A 17160-nucleotide genomic window follows, 5' to 3' on the forward strand; every position below is an offset into this window, starting at 1 on the left:
CATCATGACCGACCACCTCACAGCCCCGCAGCACGGATTCGCCACCCGGCAGGTGCATGCCGGAGAGGGCGCCGTCGACGGCATCAATCCGCGAGCCACCCCCATCCACCTCACGGCCGGTTTCGTGTTCGACGACTTCGACCAGGCGCGTGACCGGTTCTCGGGAGTCGACGGCGGCTTCAGCTACACGCGGCTGGCGAACCCCACCAACTCCGCCGCGGAGCGTCGCATCGCCGCGCTCGAGAGCGGAACCGAGGCGGTGCTCGTGGCCAGCGGCCAGGCGGCCGTGACGGTGGCGGTTCTCGCGCTGCTGCAGTCGGGCGATCACCTGGTGTCGGCCAACAGCATCTACGAGGGCTCGCGCGGTCTCTTCCTCGACAACCTCGGACGGCTGGGCATCGAGACCGACTTCGTGGTCGACGCGAACGACCCGCTCGCCTGGGAGCTCGCCGTGCGGCCGAACACCCGGGCCTTCTTCGTCGAGTCGATCCCCAACCCCAAGAACGATGTCGTCGACCTGTCCCTCGTGGCCGAGGTGGCGCACCGGCACGGCATCCCGCTCATCGTCGACAACACGCTGGCCACGCCCTACCTGCTGCGGCCGCTCGAACACGGTGCCGACGTGGTGGTGCACTCGGCGAGCAAGTTCCTCGCCGGGCACGGCTCCGTGCTCGGCGGCGTGGTGGTGGCCGGCGACACCTTCGACTGGAGCGTGACCGCGGCCGACGGAACCCCGGCCTTCCCCCACCTCACCGCCCCCGTGCTCTCGCTCGGCGGACGCAGCTTCGCCGAGCACTTCGGCACCGGCGCGTTCCTCGCCTACGCGCGGGACGTGGTGGCCGCGCGGTTCGGGCCCACGCCGTCGCCGCTGAACGCCTTCCTCATCCAGCAGGGCATCGAGACCCTGTCGCTTCGGGTCGACCGTCAGTCGCAGAGCGCGCTCGCGGTGGCCGAGTGGCTCGAGACCCGGCCCGAGGTCGAGAGCGTCGACTACTCGGGGCTCGCCTCGAGCTCGTACCGGGGGCTCGCCGAGCGCTACCTGCCGAACGGCCAGGGCTCCGTGTTCGCCTTCACCGTGCGGGGCGGCCTCGAGGCGGCCACCGCGTTCTACGACCGGGTGGCGCTGTTCACCCGCATGACGCACCTCGGCGACGTGCGCTCGCTCATCCTGCACCCCGCCACCACCACGCACGCCTGGCGCTCGCCGGCGCAGCTGGCCGAGGCGGGAATCCATCCGGGCCTCATCCGGCTCTCCGTCGGAGTCGAAGACCCGGCCGATCTCATCGCCGACCTCGCGCAGGCACTCGCCGCGACTGCTGCCGTCACCGAGGCTCAGGATGCGCCGAGCGAGCGGGTGCGGGCGTGAGCCGGCTGCAGCACTTCGGCTGGTTCCTCTCGCGGGGCTTCGGCCCGCACGGCTGGGGACATCCGTACTGGGAGTGGAACGACCGCTGGACGAGCCCGCAGCTCTACCAGCAGTCGGCCCGCGACCTCGAACGCGCCGGCTTCGACCTCGTGATCATCGAGGACGCTCTCTCGCTCGGCAACGCCGACACGCTCGACCTGCGCATCCGCAGCGCCTACGGCGGGCCCAAGCACGACCCGCTGCTGCTCGCCCCCTACCTCTTCGCGGCCACGGAGCACCTCGGCATCGCGCCGACGGTGAACCCGCTGGCCTACCCGCCGTACCAGGCGGCCCGGCAGTTCGCCACGCTGCAGCACCTCAGCGACTACCGCTTCGGCATCAACGTGGTCACCGACGTCGGCTCCAGCCGGCACTTCGGGGCCGCGCCACTCGCCCACGACCAGGCGTACGACCGGGCCGAGGAGTGGCTCGCCGGCATCCGGGATCTCTGGCACAGCTGGGGCACCGACGCGCTGATCGCCGACCCCGCCACCGGGCGTTTCGCCGACGGGTCGGCGCTGAACCCCGTGCGGCACCGCGGCGAGCACTTCACCTTCGACGGGCCGCTGAACGCGCTGCCCTTCCCCGAGCTCGGGCCGTCGGCCATGAGCGGCGACCCCGTGGTGGTGTCGCCCGGCGGGTCGGGCCGCGGGCTCGGGTTCGCCGGAAAGCACTCCGAGGTGCAGCTCGCGCTGGCCTCGCTCGAGCTCGAGACCGTGCGGGCGTACCGCGCGAAGGTGCTCGAGGCGGCGGCCGTTCAGGGGCGGACTGCGGCCGACATCGACATCCTGTTCGTGTTCAAGCCCGTCGTGGCCGCGAGCCGCGAGGAGGCCGATCGCATCGTCGAAGCGTCGGCGCATCCGGATGACGCGGCTCTGCAGGTGGTGGCGGCCGCCTGGTCGAGCGACCTCGAGACCGACCTCACGGCGCTCGACCTCGACCGGCCCGTCGACCCGGCGATCTTCGGCGACCACGTGTCGAAGGGCAGCATCAAGGGCCTGCTCGGCCGTTTCGAATCGTTCGCCGACGCGACCCTGCGGGAGTTGCTCACCGCGAAGGCGAGGCTCGGCCGCATCTCGACCCGCGAGGGCTACGTGGGCACGGCCGACGAGATCGCCGACTTCATCGAGGAGTTCGGCGAGGAGGCCGACAACGACGGCTTCATCTTCTCGGGCGATCTGCACCCCGTGACCGTGCACCGGATGCTCGACGAGCTCGTGCCCATCCTGCGCCGCCGCGGCATCCTGCGCTCCACCTACGGCGACGGCGGCCTGCGCGGAAACCTCCGCGACTTCTGACCCGTCGCTAGGGGCGGGGGCGTTGCACGGGGGTGGAGGCCGTGTCGGGCAGCACCAGGGAGCCCATCTGCTCGGCGGCGAGCTGGGCGCCCACCGCGGTCTCGTCGCGGCGGTCGGCCTCGGCGGCCTCGGTGTCGGCATCGGCCGCATCCGCCGCCGCGCTCTCCTCGAGCGCCGACTTCTGGCGCAGGGGGGTGGCCTTCAAGAAGAAGCTCAGCACGAAGGCCACGGCCACCACCGACAGGCACACCCAGAACACCGTCGACGTGGCGTTCGCCCACGCGTCGACGAACGGCAGGGTGAGCCGGGAGTCGGCGCCCACCAGGAACGAGGTGTCGCCGCTCAGGGCCTCGCCGAGCGAGGCCGGGTTCGTCTGCGCGTTCGCCAGCACCTGCAGGATGCCGGCGTTCGCCGGATTGCTCTGCACCGCCGGGTCGGCGGCCGCGGCCTGGGCTCCGGCGAGGATGGTGGGGTCGGTGAACGCGGCGGGCAGCGTCGCGCCGAGGCGGGAGAACAGCACCGAGAACACCACGGCGGTGCCCAGCGTTCCACCGATCGACCGGAAGAACGTGGAGCTCGACGTGGCCACACCGATGTCGCGCGGGCCGGCGGAGTTCTGCGCGGCGATGGTGAGCGTCTGCATCAACTGGCCGAGCCCGAGGCCCACCACGAGCATCCCGATCAGCACGTACCAGACCGGCTTGTCGGCCGACACGAAGGTGAGGTAGAAGAACGCCAGCACGAGCAGCCCGGTGCCGATGATGGGGAAGATGCGGTAACGGCCGGTGCGCGAGATGAGCTGGCCCGAGACGATCGAGGAGATCATCAGGCCGAGCACCATCGGGATCATCAGCAGGCCGGCCTCGGTGGGTGTGGCGCCGGTGGCGATCTGCAGGTAGTTCGGGATGGTCATCATGGCGCCGAACATGCCGAAGCCCACGAGCACGCCGAGGATGGTGGCCATCGAGAACGTCGACGACTTGAACAACTTCAGCGGGATGATCGCGTCGTCGCCCATGCGGCGCTCGACCACGATGAACAGGATGAGGCCGAGCGGCGCCAGCACGTAGCAGAGGATGGAGCCCCACGAGCCCCAGCCCCACTCGCGGCCCTGCTCGGCCACCAGCAGGATCGGCACGACCGTGAGGATGACGGCGGCCACGCCCCACCAGTCGATGCGCACGGAGCGCTTGGTGTGCGGGATGTGCAGGAACAGCAGCACGATCACCATCGCGACGGCGCCGATGGGAAGGTTGATCAGGAAGATCCAGCGCCAGCCGGTGATGCCGAGGATCTCGGGAGCGCCCGAGAGCAGGCCGCCGAGCAGTGGGCCGATGACACTGGAGATGCCGAAGGTGGCGAGGAAGTAGCCCTGGTACTTGGCGCGCTCGCGGGGGGCGAGGATGTCGCCCATCACTGTGAGGGCGAGCGACATCAGGCCGCCGGCGCCGAGGCCCTGGATGGCGCGGAACACCGCGAGCTCGTACATGTTCGTGGCGATGCCGGCGAGCAGCGAACCCACCAGGAAGATCGCGATGGCGATGATGTAGAGCGGTCGCCGGCCGAAGATGTCGGAGAGCTTGCCGTAGAGCGGGGTGGAGATGGTCGACAGGATGAGGTAGCCGGTCGTCACCCAGGCCTGCAGGCTGATGCCGTCGAGGTCGTCGCCGATCGTGCGCATCGAGGTGCCCACGATGGTCTGGTCGAGCGAGGCCAGGAACATGCCCGCCATCAGGCCGAAGATGATGAAGAGGATCTGGCGGTGGGTCATCCGGCCGCCGGATTCGGCGAAGGCCGCCTGGCGGGCGTCGGCCTTCACCTGGCGGGAAGAGGGGGTGGATTCTGCGTTGTCGGCGCGAGACATGGGCGTCCTCGGAATGAAGAGAAGGCGGATTCACGCAGAAACTTGCGCGGACTGCAAAGTTACACCCTCTGCACCCCGTAGCCAACCCGCCTGCCTCACCGGCGACATCCTGCCGGATTGCGAGCCGACGGTGGGTGCGAGACTCCTCCGGCGTCAGTTCGGCAAAATACTGCCGGAATGGTACGGGCCGGCCGGCGGTCGGCCCTGCTCGACCAGTCCGATCTCGCCGAGCTGGCGGGTGTCTCCGAACGAACCCTCCGAGACATCGAGCGCGGTCGCGGCAACCCCGGGATCGCAGCGGTGCTGGCCGTGCTGCACGTGCTCGGCCAGCACCTCGAGGTGCGCGGATGACGGCTCTGACCAACCTCCGTTTCGTCGCCGGCGCCGGCGCCGACGTCTACCGGGCCGGGGAGCTCGCGGCCCGACTGGAGCGGGTGCGGGGGACGGGCATCCGTTTCAGCTTCGCCGGACTCCTCCCCGAGGGGCGGCGGCTCACCGTGCTGCGCAGTGCTCTGAAGACCAGCCTCGACGATGAGCTCACGCTGCTGCTGGCCGTCGGCGCCGATCTACCCGGCGATGTGCAGGTGGTTCCCCGGGGCGAGGAGCCGCTGGAGCCGCCGTCGGGCGTCGAGGGTGACCTCGGCGAGCAGGAGTTCTCCGCGTTGATCGACGAGATCGATCGCCACGGACTCCCCGGTGGCGCTGCGGGTGCCGGTGTCGGAGGGCGCCGTCGTGACCGATCGGGGAGGGGCCGAGGGCCTCCTGGTGCGGCGATTCGACCGGGAGCCGGGAGCGAACGGATGGCAGCGGCTGCCGCTCGAGGACGCGACCCAGGTGCTCGGCCCTCCTCCCGCCGACAAGTACCGAATCGACGCCGCGGAAGCAGTTCTCGGTCTCGCCGGGCTCTGTGTTGCGCCCCTGGTGGCCGTGCGCAATCTCTACCTGCAGTTCGTCTTCGCCTGGCTGACGGGCAACGGCGACCTGCACGGCAAGAACGTGTCTGTGCTCGGCGACCGGAACGGCCGGTACTCCGTCGCACCGATCTACGACGTGCCCTGCACCCTCCTGTACGGAGACGACAGTCTCGCCTTGCCCGTCGCTGGGCGCACGCGCGGCCTGCGGCTGCGGCACTGGGACGAGTTCGCCGAGTCCATCGGCCTGCCGCGTCGGTCGGCCCGGTCGGCGAACGCACTGGCTCTCACGGTGAGCGGCGCCGTCGACCTGGCCCGCCTGCCCTTCGAGGGGTCACCGCTCCGGGGAACGCAACGGGAGCTGGGCTTTCGCCGGGCTGCCCTGAGCGACGAGTGAACGGTCGGGTCAGCCGCCGAAGAGCTTGCCGAAGAAGCCCTTCTTCTGGGGCTGCCAGCCGGCCTGCTCGAGCGCCGCGATGAGGGGCTGCTTGATCTCGTCGGTCGAGAACGAGTAGCCGTACGTGTTGCCCTCCTCCGAGCCCTGGCGGTCGGTGGTCTTCGCCGCCGAGCCCACGCCGAACGAGAAGCTCTTGCGCGTCTCGCGGCCCTTGAACGTGTCGGTGGAGCCGCCGATGCTGAAGCCGCCCCCGCCGGTGCTCCGGATGCCCGACTCACGTCGGGTGTCGGTCTCGTCGAACGACCACTCCGCTTCGGCCGGGTCGAGCGTGACCCGGAGCTCGTAGGAGGCGTCGATGGTGCCGGCCGCGGTGAGCGCCGCCCACTTCACGTCGGCGTACTTCCACACGGCCTGGATGCCGTAGGGCGCCGCCTGGTAGACGAAGGGCAGTTCGTCGCTGTTGAGCGCGAGCACGCGCGCCTGGGCCTGGTCGAAGGTCTCTGCCATGACTGAAACCTACGCCTCGCTCGTGGCAGAGTCCTGGATCGCGCGGAGCTCGCCCCAGATGTCGGTGGCCTGCACGCCGGTGGCGGTGACCGTGATCTGCACCAGGTCGGTGACCGGGCCGTTCTCGACCACGGCGATGCGCACGCCCTGCATCAGGGTGCCCACCCGCTCGTCGGGGTAGCTGAACTCGATGCGGTAGCCGGGGCGGCCGAGCACCTCGAGCTCCTCGCGACCGAGTTCGGCCACACCGGGGATCGCTTCGACACGGGCGATCACGGCGTCGATCGCCGTCTGGAGCGCGTAGTCGGAGCCGAAGCGGGTGATGGCCACCACGGCGTTGGGGCGGAAGTCTCCGGCCTCGACGGTCTTACCGGCCGCCAGCACGGCGCCCGACACCGACAGGGCGCGCCAGTCGTCGGGAACGGTGAGGGTCACGGTGGGGAACGCCGGGGCGGCGTCGCCGGGGAAGGTCAGGGTGTGAGTCATGGGTCCAGCCTTTCAGAAGTGGGGACGGGGTCAGAAGCCGAAGATGCTGCCGACGGATTCGATGGCATCCTTCGGGCTGAAGGAGATCTCGAACTCGACGCCCGCTCCGATGCCGAGGGAGGCACCGACGTCGAAGCCCATGCTGATCTCGTCCATCGAGATGTTGGCGTCGACATTGGCGTGCGCACCTACACCCGCGTACACGTCGGCACCGCCGCCGACGGTGACGCCGGCCGCCGAGACATCTCCTTCGACTCCGGCTTTCGCGCCGGCGAAGCCGTCGAAACCGGCGTTGGCACCGATGCCGTCGGGGCCGACGGTGACGCCGGCCTGGGCGTTGGCTTCGGCCCCGGCCATGGCGGAGGCGCTGCCGGAGGCGGTGGCGGCGCCGTCGAGCACCGAGACGGAGCCGTCGGCGCTGGCTTCAGCGCCCACCATCGCTCCGGCGGAGGCGTTGGCGTGCGCGCCGTCGATGCCGATGCCGGCGCCAGCCTCGGCGTTGGTGTCGACGCCCACGAAGGCTTCGGCGTTGCCCTCACCCGAGACGGTGCCGTTGTCGAACTCGCCGTGCGACTCGGCGCCGGCACCCCACTGCCAGGCGGCGTTGGCCTTGGACTCGGTTCCGGTGAGAGTGGTGTCGGTGGAGGTCGAGGTCTCACCGCTCGCCTCGAAGCCGTGGGAATCGCTGGACGAGCTGCTGGAGCCGCCGCCGGAACCGGAGCCCCCTGAACCGGAGCCTCCTCCCGAACCCGACCCGCCGCCCGACCCCGAGCCGCCGCCCGAGCCCGAGCCGCCCGATCCGGACCCGCCGGCGCCCCCGCCGCCTCCGGCCCCGGCACCCGCACCGCCACCGATCGAGTCGGTCGACGCCGCGTTCTGCTCGTCGGCGTTCTTCGCCAGATCACTGCTCCCCGCGGTCAGCGCCGCGACGGCCGCTTTGAGCTGCGCCGTGTGCGTCGAGTTCCAGTCCGAGCGGAAGGTTGAGGCATCCGGGCCCTGCCAGGCCTGGGTCTGGTTCACACTCGACGTGAGAGTGGAATTGACCGTGTTGAGATTGTCGGCGGCCGCGTCGAACTGCTTGGCGAGTTTTCGCAACTCGTCGACGTCGGCGCCGTAGAAACCACCAGGCATGACACCCTCTCAGCGTGTGTGGGCCATAAAGGCGTTGGAATGAACGGGCAGAGAAAAGGCGGGGGCCCGAAGACCCCCGCCCGATCGAACGCTATGCGTTCGAGGTCGACTCCTGGTCGGAAGCGTTCTTCGACGCCTTCTGCGACGCGTCCTCGAGAGCGGTGATGACCTGCTTCAGCGCGGCGGTGTGCGTGGTGTTCCACTCGTTGCGGAAGCCCTCCGCATCCGGACCGGTCCACTGCACGCTCTGCAGCGCGCTGGTGAGCGTGGTCAGGATCTGCTGAACCTGCTGCGACTGCGTGTTGAGCTGCTTGCTGAGCCCACGAACCTGCTCGACATCGAGACCCCAAACGGCCATGATTCTCTCCTTCATCTCCGCGGCCCGGACTGTCCGGATCCGCTACTTCCTGTGAGTGCTTCTCACAAGGAAGACATTATTGACACCTGTCGCATTCTGCGATGGGGAGAACTCCCCATCAGTCGTCGCGGGTGGCCACCTGCACCTTCGTGGCCCGCCCGCCCTGCACATAGAATCCCCGGCCAGGCGGCAGATCCGAGCGCTTGAACCGGCCGAGCGACGTGCCGAGAAGAGAGTCTCCGTCGAGCTCCCCGGGCACCAGCAGCAGCCCCCGTTTGGAGTTCTTGAACGATCCGCCGAGGGTCCAGGCCGCCGACCAGGTCGACGACTCGCTCTCGCCGATCACGAACACGTCCTCGCGCAGCGCCCGTTTCACGAGACGGTCGACGTCGGCCTCGGCCGGCCCGCCGTTGAGCTCGCCCACGTTCTCGACGAACACTGCGAACTGGGTGGGCTTCAGCGTCTCGGCGTCGAGCTGCTTCGTCACGTCGTCGGCGAAGGCCGCGATCTGGGTGGGGTCGTTCAGCGAGATGCTCCAGAGCGGCAGCGGCGTGAGGCTCGTCTTCCGCGGCGAGATGTGCACGAGCCGGATGCCCGGGTCGGCCCGTCTGAGCGCCGTCGCGATGGTGGCGAGCGCGGTCGAGCGCCCGCTGCCGGCGGTTCCGGCCACGAGCATCGCCCCGGTCGGCGCGAAGCCGAGCGGACCGAGCGTGTCGTCGCGCACCCCGAGCACGGGCTGCCCGCCGGCGATCGCCGGAAGGGTGCTGAGCGGGATGGCGTCGCCCAGTGTGCGGATGGCCTGGGCCTCCGCCACGCCCTGCCGGCGCATGGCCTCGGCGAGCTTGGAGATCTCGCGCGACTGGATGGCGACGTTCGAATCCGCGCCGAGCACCGCCATCTGCACCTCGTTGCCGTCCATCACCCCACGGCCGGGCGGTGAGATCGCGCTCAGCGTGTCTTTCGGCGCGCCGAGCAGCGCGTAGTCGTCCTCGTTCGCCATGCGCAGCACGAGCCGGCGCTGGATGGTGGAGCCGAGCGACGCCGGCACGGAGTTCGGCCGGTCGCCGGCCACCACGATGTGCACGCCCACCTGGCGGCCGTCGGTGGCGATCTGCGAGAACGTGGTGAACCAGGCGGAGTGTCCGCCGAACTCGTACTGGTCGCGGAACGCGCCGATGCCGTCGACGAGCACCAGGATGCGCGGCTCGGCCGGTGCGTCGGCGATGCGGCGGTACTCGCCGATCGAGCCGGCCCGCACGGCCGAGTACCGCACCGAGCGGTCGTCGACCAGGTCGCGGAGCATGCGCAGCAGGCGGATCACCCGCTCCTCGTCGTCGCCCGAGATGATGGCGCCCACGTGCGGCAGCTCCTCGAGCATCGTGAGCCCGCTGGACCCGAAGTCGAGCCCGTACACGTGCACCGGTCCGCCGCGCGGGGTGACGGCGGCCGACACCGCGATGGTGCGGAGCGTGGCGCTCTTGCCGGAGCCTCCGGTGCCGATCACGGCCATGTTGCCGTCGCGGTCGGGCTCGTAGAACACCGTCGGCTGGCTCTGCGAGGCCGGGTCGTCGATCACGCCGAGCAGCAGGCGCTCGTCGGTGCGCGGGTTGGGCAGCAGCGAGAAGTCGTACACGGCGGCCAGCTCGTCGAGCCAGGGCTTCCGCGGTTCGGGGATGCCGGCCATCGTCGACGCGTGACGGATGCTCGTGACCAGCCGGGCGATGTCGTTCGGCCCGTGCTCCACCGACTCGGGGGTCTCCTCGGGTTCGGGCAGCTCCCACGCCGATCCGCCGCCGAAGTCCATCTCCACCAGGTCGATCCGGGGGCGCTGCGGGATGTTCGTGGTCCAGCCGCCGGCGTAGCCGGTCTGGAAGGAGGCGATCCGGCCGGGCCCGGTCTTGGCCGCACCGCGGCCGGGGATGGACTGGTCGAAGTAGGCGGCCATCGGGTCGCCCAGGATGTCGCTGGAATCGTCGGCGTCGGCCATCCGGAGCGCGATGCGCAGGTTGGTGTTGGCGCGCAGGTTGTCTTTGATGACGCCGGCGGGGCGCTGGGTGGCGAGGATGAGGTGGAGCCCGAGGCTCCGGCCCCGCTGCGCCACGTCGACGACGCCGTCGACGAACTCGGGCACCTCGTTCACCAGGGCGGCGAACTCGTCGACCACGATCAGCAGGCTCGGCGGGGTGTCGGGGTCGCCCGTCTTCTCCAGCGACACGAGGTCTTTGGCCTTCTTGCGGTTGAGCAGGTGCTCGCGGTACCGCAGTTCCGCGCGGAGCGAGGTGAGCGCCCGGCGCACGAGGTGCGGCGACAGGTCGGTGACCAGGCCCACGGTGTGCGGCAGGCCCACGCAGTCGGCGAACGCCGCGCCGCCCTTGTAGTCGACGAAGAGGAAGGTGGCCCGGTCGGGGCTGTGCGCGGCGGCCATGCCGAGCACCCACGACTGCAGGAACTCCGACTTGCCGGCACCGGTGGTGCCGCCGACGAGGGCGTGCGGGCCCTGGTTGCGGATGTCGAGGTAGAACGGCTCGGTGCCGGAGTGGCCCACCAGGGCCCGCAGCGAACCGGCCTGCTTGCGGCGCACGGGCGGCGAGCCGTCGCGCAGCGCGATGGAGTTGCTCTCGCGCCAGCGGTCGATCACGGCCTCGGGCTCGTCGGCCAGTTCGGTGCCCACGAGGCTGAGGTACGACACCTGGCGGGGCAGGTCGGAGTCGTCGTCGACGGGCGTGCCCACGTCGATCACCGGTGCGAGCTGGCGGGCCAGCCGGTGCGCGGTCTCGGCGTCGACCGTCTCGCACTCGAGCGGGAAGGTGTGCTCGCCGAGGCGCACCTGGCCGGCGGTGGCGCCGGCGGCATCCTGATCGACGCTCACGAAGCTGCGGCAGGCGGCCGGCAGCTGGGCGATGGAGGGTGCCGACCACACCACGTGCACGTTGGCGTCGGCGCCGCGCTCCACCAGGCGGGTGAGGCGGCCGCGGTCCAGCGGGGCGTCGTCCTCGATCACCACGAGCACCGACGGGGTGATCGGATGGTCGAGCTCGTCGCCGTCGCCCTTGCCGCTGGTGTCGATCGGGCCGCGGGGCCTCGGGGCGCCGGCCGTGCGCGCGTCGATGAGCTCCTCGATGCGCGCCAGAAGGGATGCGCCGGAGCCGGGGTTGTCGGCCAGGTGGTCGCCGGCGAGAGGGCTGTGCGGCGAGCTGGTGTGAGGCAGCCACTCCAGCCACTCCCAGGTGCTGCGCGAGGTGGGCGACACCACGGCGCACACCACGAGCTCGGCGGGGGAGTGCAGTCCCACCAGCTGGGTCAGGATGCCGCGGGCCACGCCCTGCCGGAGCTCGGCCGGTCCGGCCACCCCGAGTGCACCGGCCCGGCGGAACTCCACCACGATGGGCACCCCGTCGATGCGCGAGAAGCGATCGGCGGTCTCCTCGACCTGGGCGTAGTACTCGGGCAGGGCGTCGTTCTCGTTCGGGGTGGTGACCTTGTCGCGGCTCGGCGCTGTGCCGAGGCCCAGGCGGGCGGAGAGGAAGGCGGTGTGCTCGGGCCGGTTCGTCCACATCAGCTGGCCGAGGCGCTGCACGGCGTCGATCGTGGCCGCGACCGCCGGGGCCTCGGTGAGCCGCACCGCCCGCTGCACCCGTTGCTTCTCGTGCATCGAGGCGACGAACGCCTCGAGCGACTCGTTGAACTGCTTGATGGCCGCCTTCAGCTGCGCCCTGGTCTGCAGCTTGTGGTCGAGCCAGGTGCCGATCATCAGGATGGGGCTGAGCGCGATGAACACCAGGCTGAGCGCGTTGCCCGTGGCGGCGAACAGGATGGGGCCCATGATCAGCGGCGCGATCAACGCCACCAGGGGGAACCGCAACGACTGCGGCTGCTTGGGCGGCGTGGGCGCCGGGAACTCCGAGCCGGGGTACCGCGCCACCACGCGCGGCGAGCGGTTGAACTCGATCACGGGAGTGGACGGCGCCGCGCCGCCGAGGCGCTGCAGCGGCACCACGCAGATGGCGGTGTCGCCGAGCACCACCACGTCGGCCGAGGAGAGCGTGGTGCGCGAGACCTGCTCGCCGCCCATCAGCAGGCCGTTCGCCGACTTCATGTCGATGATCTCGACCTGCTCGCCGATGTTGATGCGCGCGTGCCGCTTCGAGATCAGTCCGTCGTTCAGGCGCACGTCGATGCCGCGTTCGCGGCCGATGTAGCTCGAGCCGAACGGGAGCGAGAACTCTGCCCCCGCATCCGGCCCGCTCAGCACCCGCAGGGTGGCGGCCGCCGGCCCGTGGTGGCCCGTGCTGAAGCCCTCGCTGCTGCGCACGAGGTCGAGCACCGAACCGGAGCGCACACCGGCCTCGATGAGGTTCGACGAGGGGTCGACGACCCGTTGCTCGCCCGTCGTACCGGTGACCTGCAGCGTGAGACCCTCCGGCAGCTGCGCCCGCTGGTACTCGCTCAGCTGCGGGTCGGCGAGGTGGATGGCCTCGGCGATGTCGCCCACGCTGGCCGTGGCGTCGGCCGTGATCTGCAGATTGCTCGCGGCGCCGCCGGGGCGTCGCAGGGTGGCCTTGATGCGCATCCGGAGCTACCGGGCCTTTCTCGGGGAGGTGGTGAGTCGGATGCCGGTGATCACCGGTCGTCGCCGTCGTCGTGCGGGTCGTCGAGCAGGGGCAGGTCGGCCTTGGTCACCAGGCGCGAGAGCACCGCGTACTCCACCAGGCGGGCCCGGCGGTTGGTGGCCAGGGCGCCGACTCCACCGCGCAGGCCCTCGACCCCGGTGCGGCTGAGCTTGTCGCACACGTTGTCGAGCTTGCGGTTGAAGCGGCTGAGGGCCCAGCCGAGCCGGTCCGACGCCACCTGCGACGACGGGATCTCGCTGGTGCCGGTGCCCTCGCGCTTCAACATGGGCTCGGCGAGAGCCAGGATGAGCAGTTTCTGCGAGGCGGTGAAGGTGACGGCCCCGACCGTGGTGGCGCCGCTGCCGTCGGGCACGGGGGTGGCGTCGAAGAACGTGGGGGCGGTGGTGTGCACCGTGAACTCGTAACTGGTGGGGCCGGCCGTGAACACCACGGTGGTGAGGCCGAACACGATGGGCATGCGGGCGCCGGGCGCGAGCCAGGCCTGCATGGTGCGCGAGGCGTCGGAGACGGTGGCCGACAGCCGCGAGCCCACATTCGACAGCCACCACATGCCGTCGACGTTCGCGATCTGCAGGAACCGTCGGTGCAGGTACTGGTTGTCATCGATGTCGAGGTCGGCCTCGCGCCCGATCTCGAAAGGCTTCACCGGGTCGAGGGGGAACCACTCGCCGCAGAACTCCACGCTCGCGTCGGAGCGGTGCACGGGCGCACCCGGGTTCGGAGGAGGGCTGGTGGTCTCGTCGATGCTCATAGGGCTTCCGGTGGAGGTCTGGGGGCCGGGGTCGCCGGCGCCCGGGGATGGCGGTTCGGTGTTCCCGGTCATGGCGCGCACGTCGCCGCCGGGTCGGAGCCGCGCCCGTCGGCGCGCACGAGGTACACCTGGATGCACACGTCGGCCTCGGCGTCGGCCGGCAGGGTGATGGTGGGCTGCTCCACCCGCTGGGCCTGCTCGGGCTGGCCCGCGATGGTGCGCGACCAGCGGTAGCTGTCGCCGGGCTGCGGGTCGGGGTTGGTCCAGGTGAACACGACGCCGGCGGCCGAGGTGGTGGCGGCGAGGCCCGTGGGGGCCGGAACCGTGGCGTTGTCGATCTGCACGTTGTCGACGGGCGAGTCGGTCTCCTGGGTGGCCTGCTCGGCGGGGCTGCCGGCGCCGCCGTTCAGCACGAACACGAGGGCGCCGACGCCGATCAGCAGCACCAGGGCGATCGAGCCGATGATGTAGGGCAGCTTGCTGCGCCGGTGCTCGGTGGCGGGGGCATCGGCGCCGGGCGCGGTCAGGGCGCGGTGCAGCGTCTCGTCGAGGTCGTCTCCGACCGGCACCGAGATGCTGCCGGGCACCGGGCCGGGGCGCACGCCCCCCGGCGCGCGGTTGCGCAGCTGGGTGCGCTCCTCGGCGGGTGCGGCGGGGGCGGCGGGTGCGGCGGGGGCACCGAAGGCGCCGGGGGCGGGCGGGGCGCCGGCTCCGGATGCGCGCGACCCCGCGACGCCGCCGGCCGGGCCGGGCCGGGCCGGTGTCCGGGTGGGAGCCGGGGAGTACGCCGCCGGAGGCCGCCCCGTGGGCGTCGCGGGTGCCGTACTCGCGGGTGCGCGGGGCGTGCCGCGCCGGCCGGTCACCGGTGCGGTGGGGTCGATGGTGACGATCCCGCGGATGCGGGTGTTGCCGTCGTCTTCCTCTTCGAAGTCGTCGGTGGGCAGCTGGTCGTCGAGCACGTCGGCCGGGGTGACCGACATCGCGAGCTCCAGCTGCACCTTCTGCAGCGCCCGGGCGAACTCCAGCGCCGAGCCGTAACGGGCGTCTTCGCGCTTGGCCATGGCCGTCGCGAGCACCTCTTCGAGCGAGGGCGGAACATCCGCCCGGCCCGTGGTGGTGAGCGGCGACGACTGGATGCGGGCGATCAGGTCGAGCCCGGAGTTCGCGCCGCCCGGCACCTCGAACGGGGAGCGGCCCGCCAGGATGGTGTAGACCGTCGCGCCGAGCGAGTAGATGTCGGCCGCGGTGCCGCTCTGCGGCGACGCGCCGAACACCTCCGGCGGCGACCACGGGATCGACATGCCGACCGACTCCTGCTCGCCGCCGCCCACCAGGGCCACCGAGATGCCGAAGTCGGTGAGCGCCGGGCGGTTGTATTCCGTCACGAGAATGTTCGCCGGCTTGATGTCGCGGTGCAGGATGCCTGCACGGTGCGAGGTCTCCACCGCACCGGCCACCTGCACGCCGATGCGCAGCGCCTCGGCCACGCTGATCTTCTCGCGCCGGTACCGCGCGCCGAGGTTCGGCTTCGGGCAGTACTCCATGGCGAGGTAGGGCCGGCCGTCGCCGGCGATGTCGGCCTGGTAGATGGTGACGATCGAGGGATGCGTCGACAGCTGCGCCATCAGGTTCGCCTCGGCGTCGAAGCTCTCGTGCGCGCCTTCGGTGAGTGCCTCCGCCAGCAGCACCTTGATGGCCACCCGGCGGCGCGGCATCCGCTGCTCGTAGAGGAAGACGTCGGCGAAGCCGCCCGAGCCCAGCAGCTCGACGTAGCTGAAGCCCGGGATCTCGGGCGGTGCCGAGGGTGGCCGGCGCGCGCTCACGGAATCTCCTCGAACACCACGTTGATGCCCTCGCCCAGGTCGATCACGTCGCCCGAGAGCACGAGCTCGGGTTCGTTCGGGCCGAGGCGCTTGGGCGGCGAACCGTCTCGGTGCAGCACCGAGCCGTTGGTGGTGGCCAGGTCGACCGCCAGCACGTGCCGGCCCTCGAGGCGGATCTCGAGGTGGTTGCGCGAGATGTCCTGCTCGGGGCTGGCCACGGCCACGAGAATCGGAACGGCATCGGCCTGCACCCGGTTGGCGCGGGGCCGGCGGCCGATGATCACCGGGCGGTCGAGCGGGTAGCTCTCGCCGGTGGAGAGCACGATGCGGCCGAGAGCACCGGCGGGCAGCTCGGCGGCGGGCGCCGCGTCGGCCAGGCGACGCATGGCCTCGAGCTCGGAGACCGTGACGGTGAGTCCGTCGTGGTCGTCGTCGGCCCGGGCACTGCCGGGGGCGGGGGAGACGGTTCCGGATGCCGGTGAGCCGGCGACGGGTGGGCTTCCGAGGGCGGGCGCGCCGGTGGGCGGGGCGAAGCCGGCCGAGGGCTCGGGCTCGGGCGGACGCACCGGAGGCACCGTGACCCCCGAGAAGCCCGCACTGCCGGAGGCGGCACCCATGGTGCCGAACCCGGGCACGCTGTCGATCAGCCCGGAGCTCGCCACGGGCGGCACGGCAGGCGCGGGCGCCGGCGCCGGTGCCGGTGCTGCGGGCGTGGGGTTCTGGGCCGCGGGGCTCTGAGCTGCGGCGGCCGGTGCTGCGGGCGCCGGCGAGGTCGTGGGAGCTGCGTCGTCGTGCTCGTCCTCGTCGTCGAGCTCGCGCACGGCGGCGTCTTCCACCGACTTCACGACGGTGGCGCCCCAGAGGTGGTCGTACGCGTCGTCGGGCAGCTCGGTGCGGGTGCTCTCGACCTCCTCGTGCAGCTCCTCGCCCCCGCCACTCGTCCCATCGTCGTGCACGACGGTGAGCTCCGACGCCGCCGCCTCGGGCTCAACCACGGCCGCGGGCGCGGACGCGGGCTCGGCACCCCCGCCACTCGTCCCATTTCCCGCGTTCTCGGCCGAATCCGCGGGATTCGGGACGAGTCGCGGGGGGTGGGGAGGGGTGGCTGCGGGGGTGCGGGTGGCCTCGACGGTGGCTGCGGCGGCGAGGGTGGCCGTGAGGGTCGAGCAGAGCACGATGCCGTTGGCGATGCCGAAGCCCTCGGCACCCGGCTGCTCCGGGGTGCGGAAGACCAGGGCGTCGGCCGCCTGAACCACCCGTTCGCTCCACGTGGTGACGTCGGCTCCCGAGACCACGACCGGCGCGCCGCCGGTCGCATCCGTTCGCCGTTCGTCGATCTCGATCTCGAGGTCGCCGCGCACCGCCACCCGGATGCCGCCGCCGTCGAAGGTGGCCACCGCGAACGGCGGCAGGGCGCTGAGCCCCGTGCCGAACGCCCCGGCCAGCGACTCCAGCACGGCACCGAGGCCGTCGCCGCCGTCGAGCGCGCGCCAGACCCGGTCGAGGACCTCGGGGCCGACGTCCGACGGCAGCACCGCGACCCCGCGCGGCGACACGACGCCGCGCCAGGTGCCCGGGGTGTAGACGATCTCGCTCAT

At 71.5% G+C, this 17160-nt stretch carries 13 protein-coding genes and 1 pseudogene; 5 read left to right on the forward strand and 9 right to left on the reverse strand.

All coding sequences use genetic code 11. The features are described from left to right. The first annotated feature begins 4 nt into the window (after nucleotides 1-4). Nucleotides 5-1366, forward strand: coding sequence for an O-acetylhomoserine aminocarboxypropyltransferase/cysteine synthase family protein (locus tag ACEXOR_RS00540; RefSeq protein ID WP_374847390.1), 1362 nt, complete (start codon nucleotides 5-7; stop codon nucleotides 1364-1366). After that, a complete protein-coding gene (locus ACEXOR_RS00545; RefSeq protein WP_374847392.1) occupies nucleotides 1363-2703 on the forward strand; it encodes an LLM class flavin-dependent oxidoreductase in 1341 nt (446 codons plus the stop codon). The genes ACEXOR_RS00540 and ACEXOR_RS00545 overlap by 4 nt, the downstream gene beginning before the upstream one ends. A gap of 7 nt (nucleotides 2704-2710) precedes the next feature. Here the strand turns inward: ACEXOR_RS00545 and ACEXOR_RS00550 are convergent, their stop codons facing one another. Further along, a complete protein-coding gene (locus tag ACEXOR_RS00550) occupies nucleotides 2711-4474 on the reverse strand; it encodes an MDR family MFS transporter (RefSeq protein WP_374847464.1) in 1764 nt (587 codons plus the stop codon). 270 nt (nucleotides 4475-4744) lie between these two features. On the opposite strand from ACEXOR_RS00550, the gene ACEXOR_RS00555 reads away from it, so the two are divergent. The 3 genes and pseudogenes from ACEXOR_RS00555 to ACEXOR_RS00565 all read left to right on the forward strand — a co-directional run bounded on the left by ACEXOR_RS00555 (nucleotide 4745) and on the right by ACEXOR_RS00565 (nucleotide 5875). Beyond that, nucleotides 4745-4918: a helix-turn-helix domain-containing protein gene (locus tag ACEXOR_RS00555; RefSeq protein ID WP_374847393.1), complete on the forward strand. Its 174-nt coding sequence runs from the start codon at nucleotides 4745-4747 to the stop codon at nucleotides 4916-4918. Further along, a pseudogene (locus ACEXOR_RS00560) lies at nucleotides 4915-5097 on the forward strand (hypothetical protein); the annotation flags it as partial. The gene ACEXOR_RS00555 and the pseudogene ACEXOR_RS00560, both read left to right, overlap by 4 nt. A gap of 202 nt (nucleotides 5098-5299) precedes the next feature. Continuing rightward, complete coding sequence (locus ACEXOR_RS00565; protein ID WP_374847395.1) at nucleotides 5300-5875, forward strand: type II toxin-antitoxin system HipA family toxin; 576 nt, start codon at nucleotides 5300-5302, stop codon at nucleotides 5873-5875. A 9-nt stretch (nucleotides 5876-5884) separates the two neighbouring features. Here ACEXOR_RS00565 and ACEXOR_RS00570 read toward each other — a convergent pair whose 3' ends face one another. From ACEXOR_RS00570 to ACEXOR_RS00605, 8 genes are all read right to left on the reverse strand, one after another. Next, nucleotides 5885-6382: a hypothetical protein gene (locus tag ACEXOR_RS00570; RefSeq protein ID WP_374847397.1), complete on the reverse strand. Its 498-nt coding sequence runs from the start codon at nucleotides 6380-6382 to the stop codon at nucleotides 5885-5887. A gap of 9 nt (nucleotides 6383-6391) precedes the next feature. Next, on the reverse strand, nucleotides 6392-6868 hold the full coding sequence (locus ACEXOR_RS00575; RefSeq protein WP_374847399.1) for an LpqN/LpqT family lipoprotein: 477 nt from the start codon (nucleotides 6866-6868) through the stop codon (nucleotides 6392-6394). Nucleotides 6869-6898: 30 nt separating this feature from the next. Beyond that, the gene (locus ACEXOR_RS00580) at nucleotides 6899-7999 is read right to left on the reverse strand and encodes a WXG100 family type VII secretion target (protein WP_374847401.1); all 1101 of its coding nucleotides are present in this window, start codon (nucleotides 7997-7999) and stop codon (nucleotides 6899-6901) included. Nucleotides 8000-8090: 91 nt separating this feature from the next. After that, the gene (locus ACEXOR_RS00585) at nucleotides 8091-8357 is read right to left on the reverse strand and encodes a WXG100 family type VII secretion target (protein WP_374847402.1); all 267 of its coding nucleotides are present in this window, start codon (nucleotides 8355-8357) and stop codon (nucleotides 8091-8093) included. Between the two features lie 118 nt (nucleotides 8358-8475). After that, nucleotides 8476-12927 (reverse strand): type VII secretion EssC family protein, encoded by a 4452-nt coding sequence (locus ACEXOR_RS00590; protein ID WP_374847403.1) that lies wholly within the window; start codon nucleotides 12925-12927, stop codon nucleotides 8476-8478. A 50-nt stretch (nucleotides 12928-12977) separates the two neighbouring features. After that, nucleotides 12978-13739: an FHA domain-containing protein gene (locus ACEXOR_RS00595; protein ID WP_374847465.1), complete on the reverse strand. Its 762-nt coding sequence runs from the start codon at nucleotides 13737-13739 to the stop codon at nucleotides 12978-12980. Between the two features lie 68 nt (nucleotides 13740-13807). After that, entirely contained in the window at nucleotides 13808-15562 is a 1755-nt protein-coding gene (locus tag ACEXOR_RS00600; RefSeq protein ID WP_374847405.1) for a serine/threonine-protein kinase, read from the reverse strand. Next, nucleotides 15559-17160: an FHA domain-containing protein gene (locus ACEXOR_RS00605; protein ID WP_374847406.1), complete on the reverse strand. Its 1602-nt coding sequence runs from the start codon at nucleotides 17158-17160 to the stop codon at nucleotides 15559-15561. The genes ACEXOR_RS00600 and ACEXOR_RS00605 overlap by 4 nt, the downstream gene beginning before the upstream one ends.

Source organism: Herbiconiux liangxiaofengii (genome assembly GCF_041927335.1).
Taxonomy (GTDB): Bacteria; Actinomycetota; Actinomycetes; order Actinomycetales; family Microbacteriaceae; genus Herbiconiux; species Herbiconiux liangxiaofengii.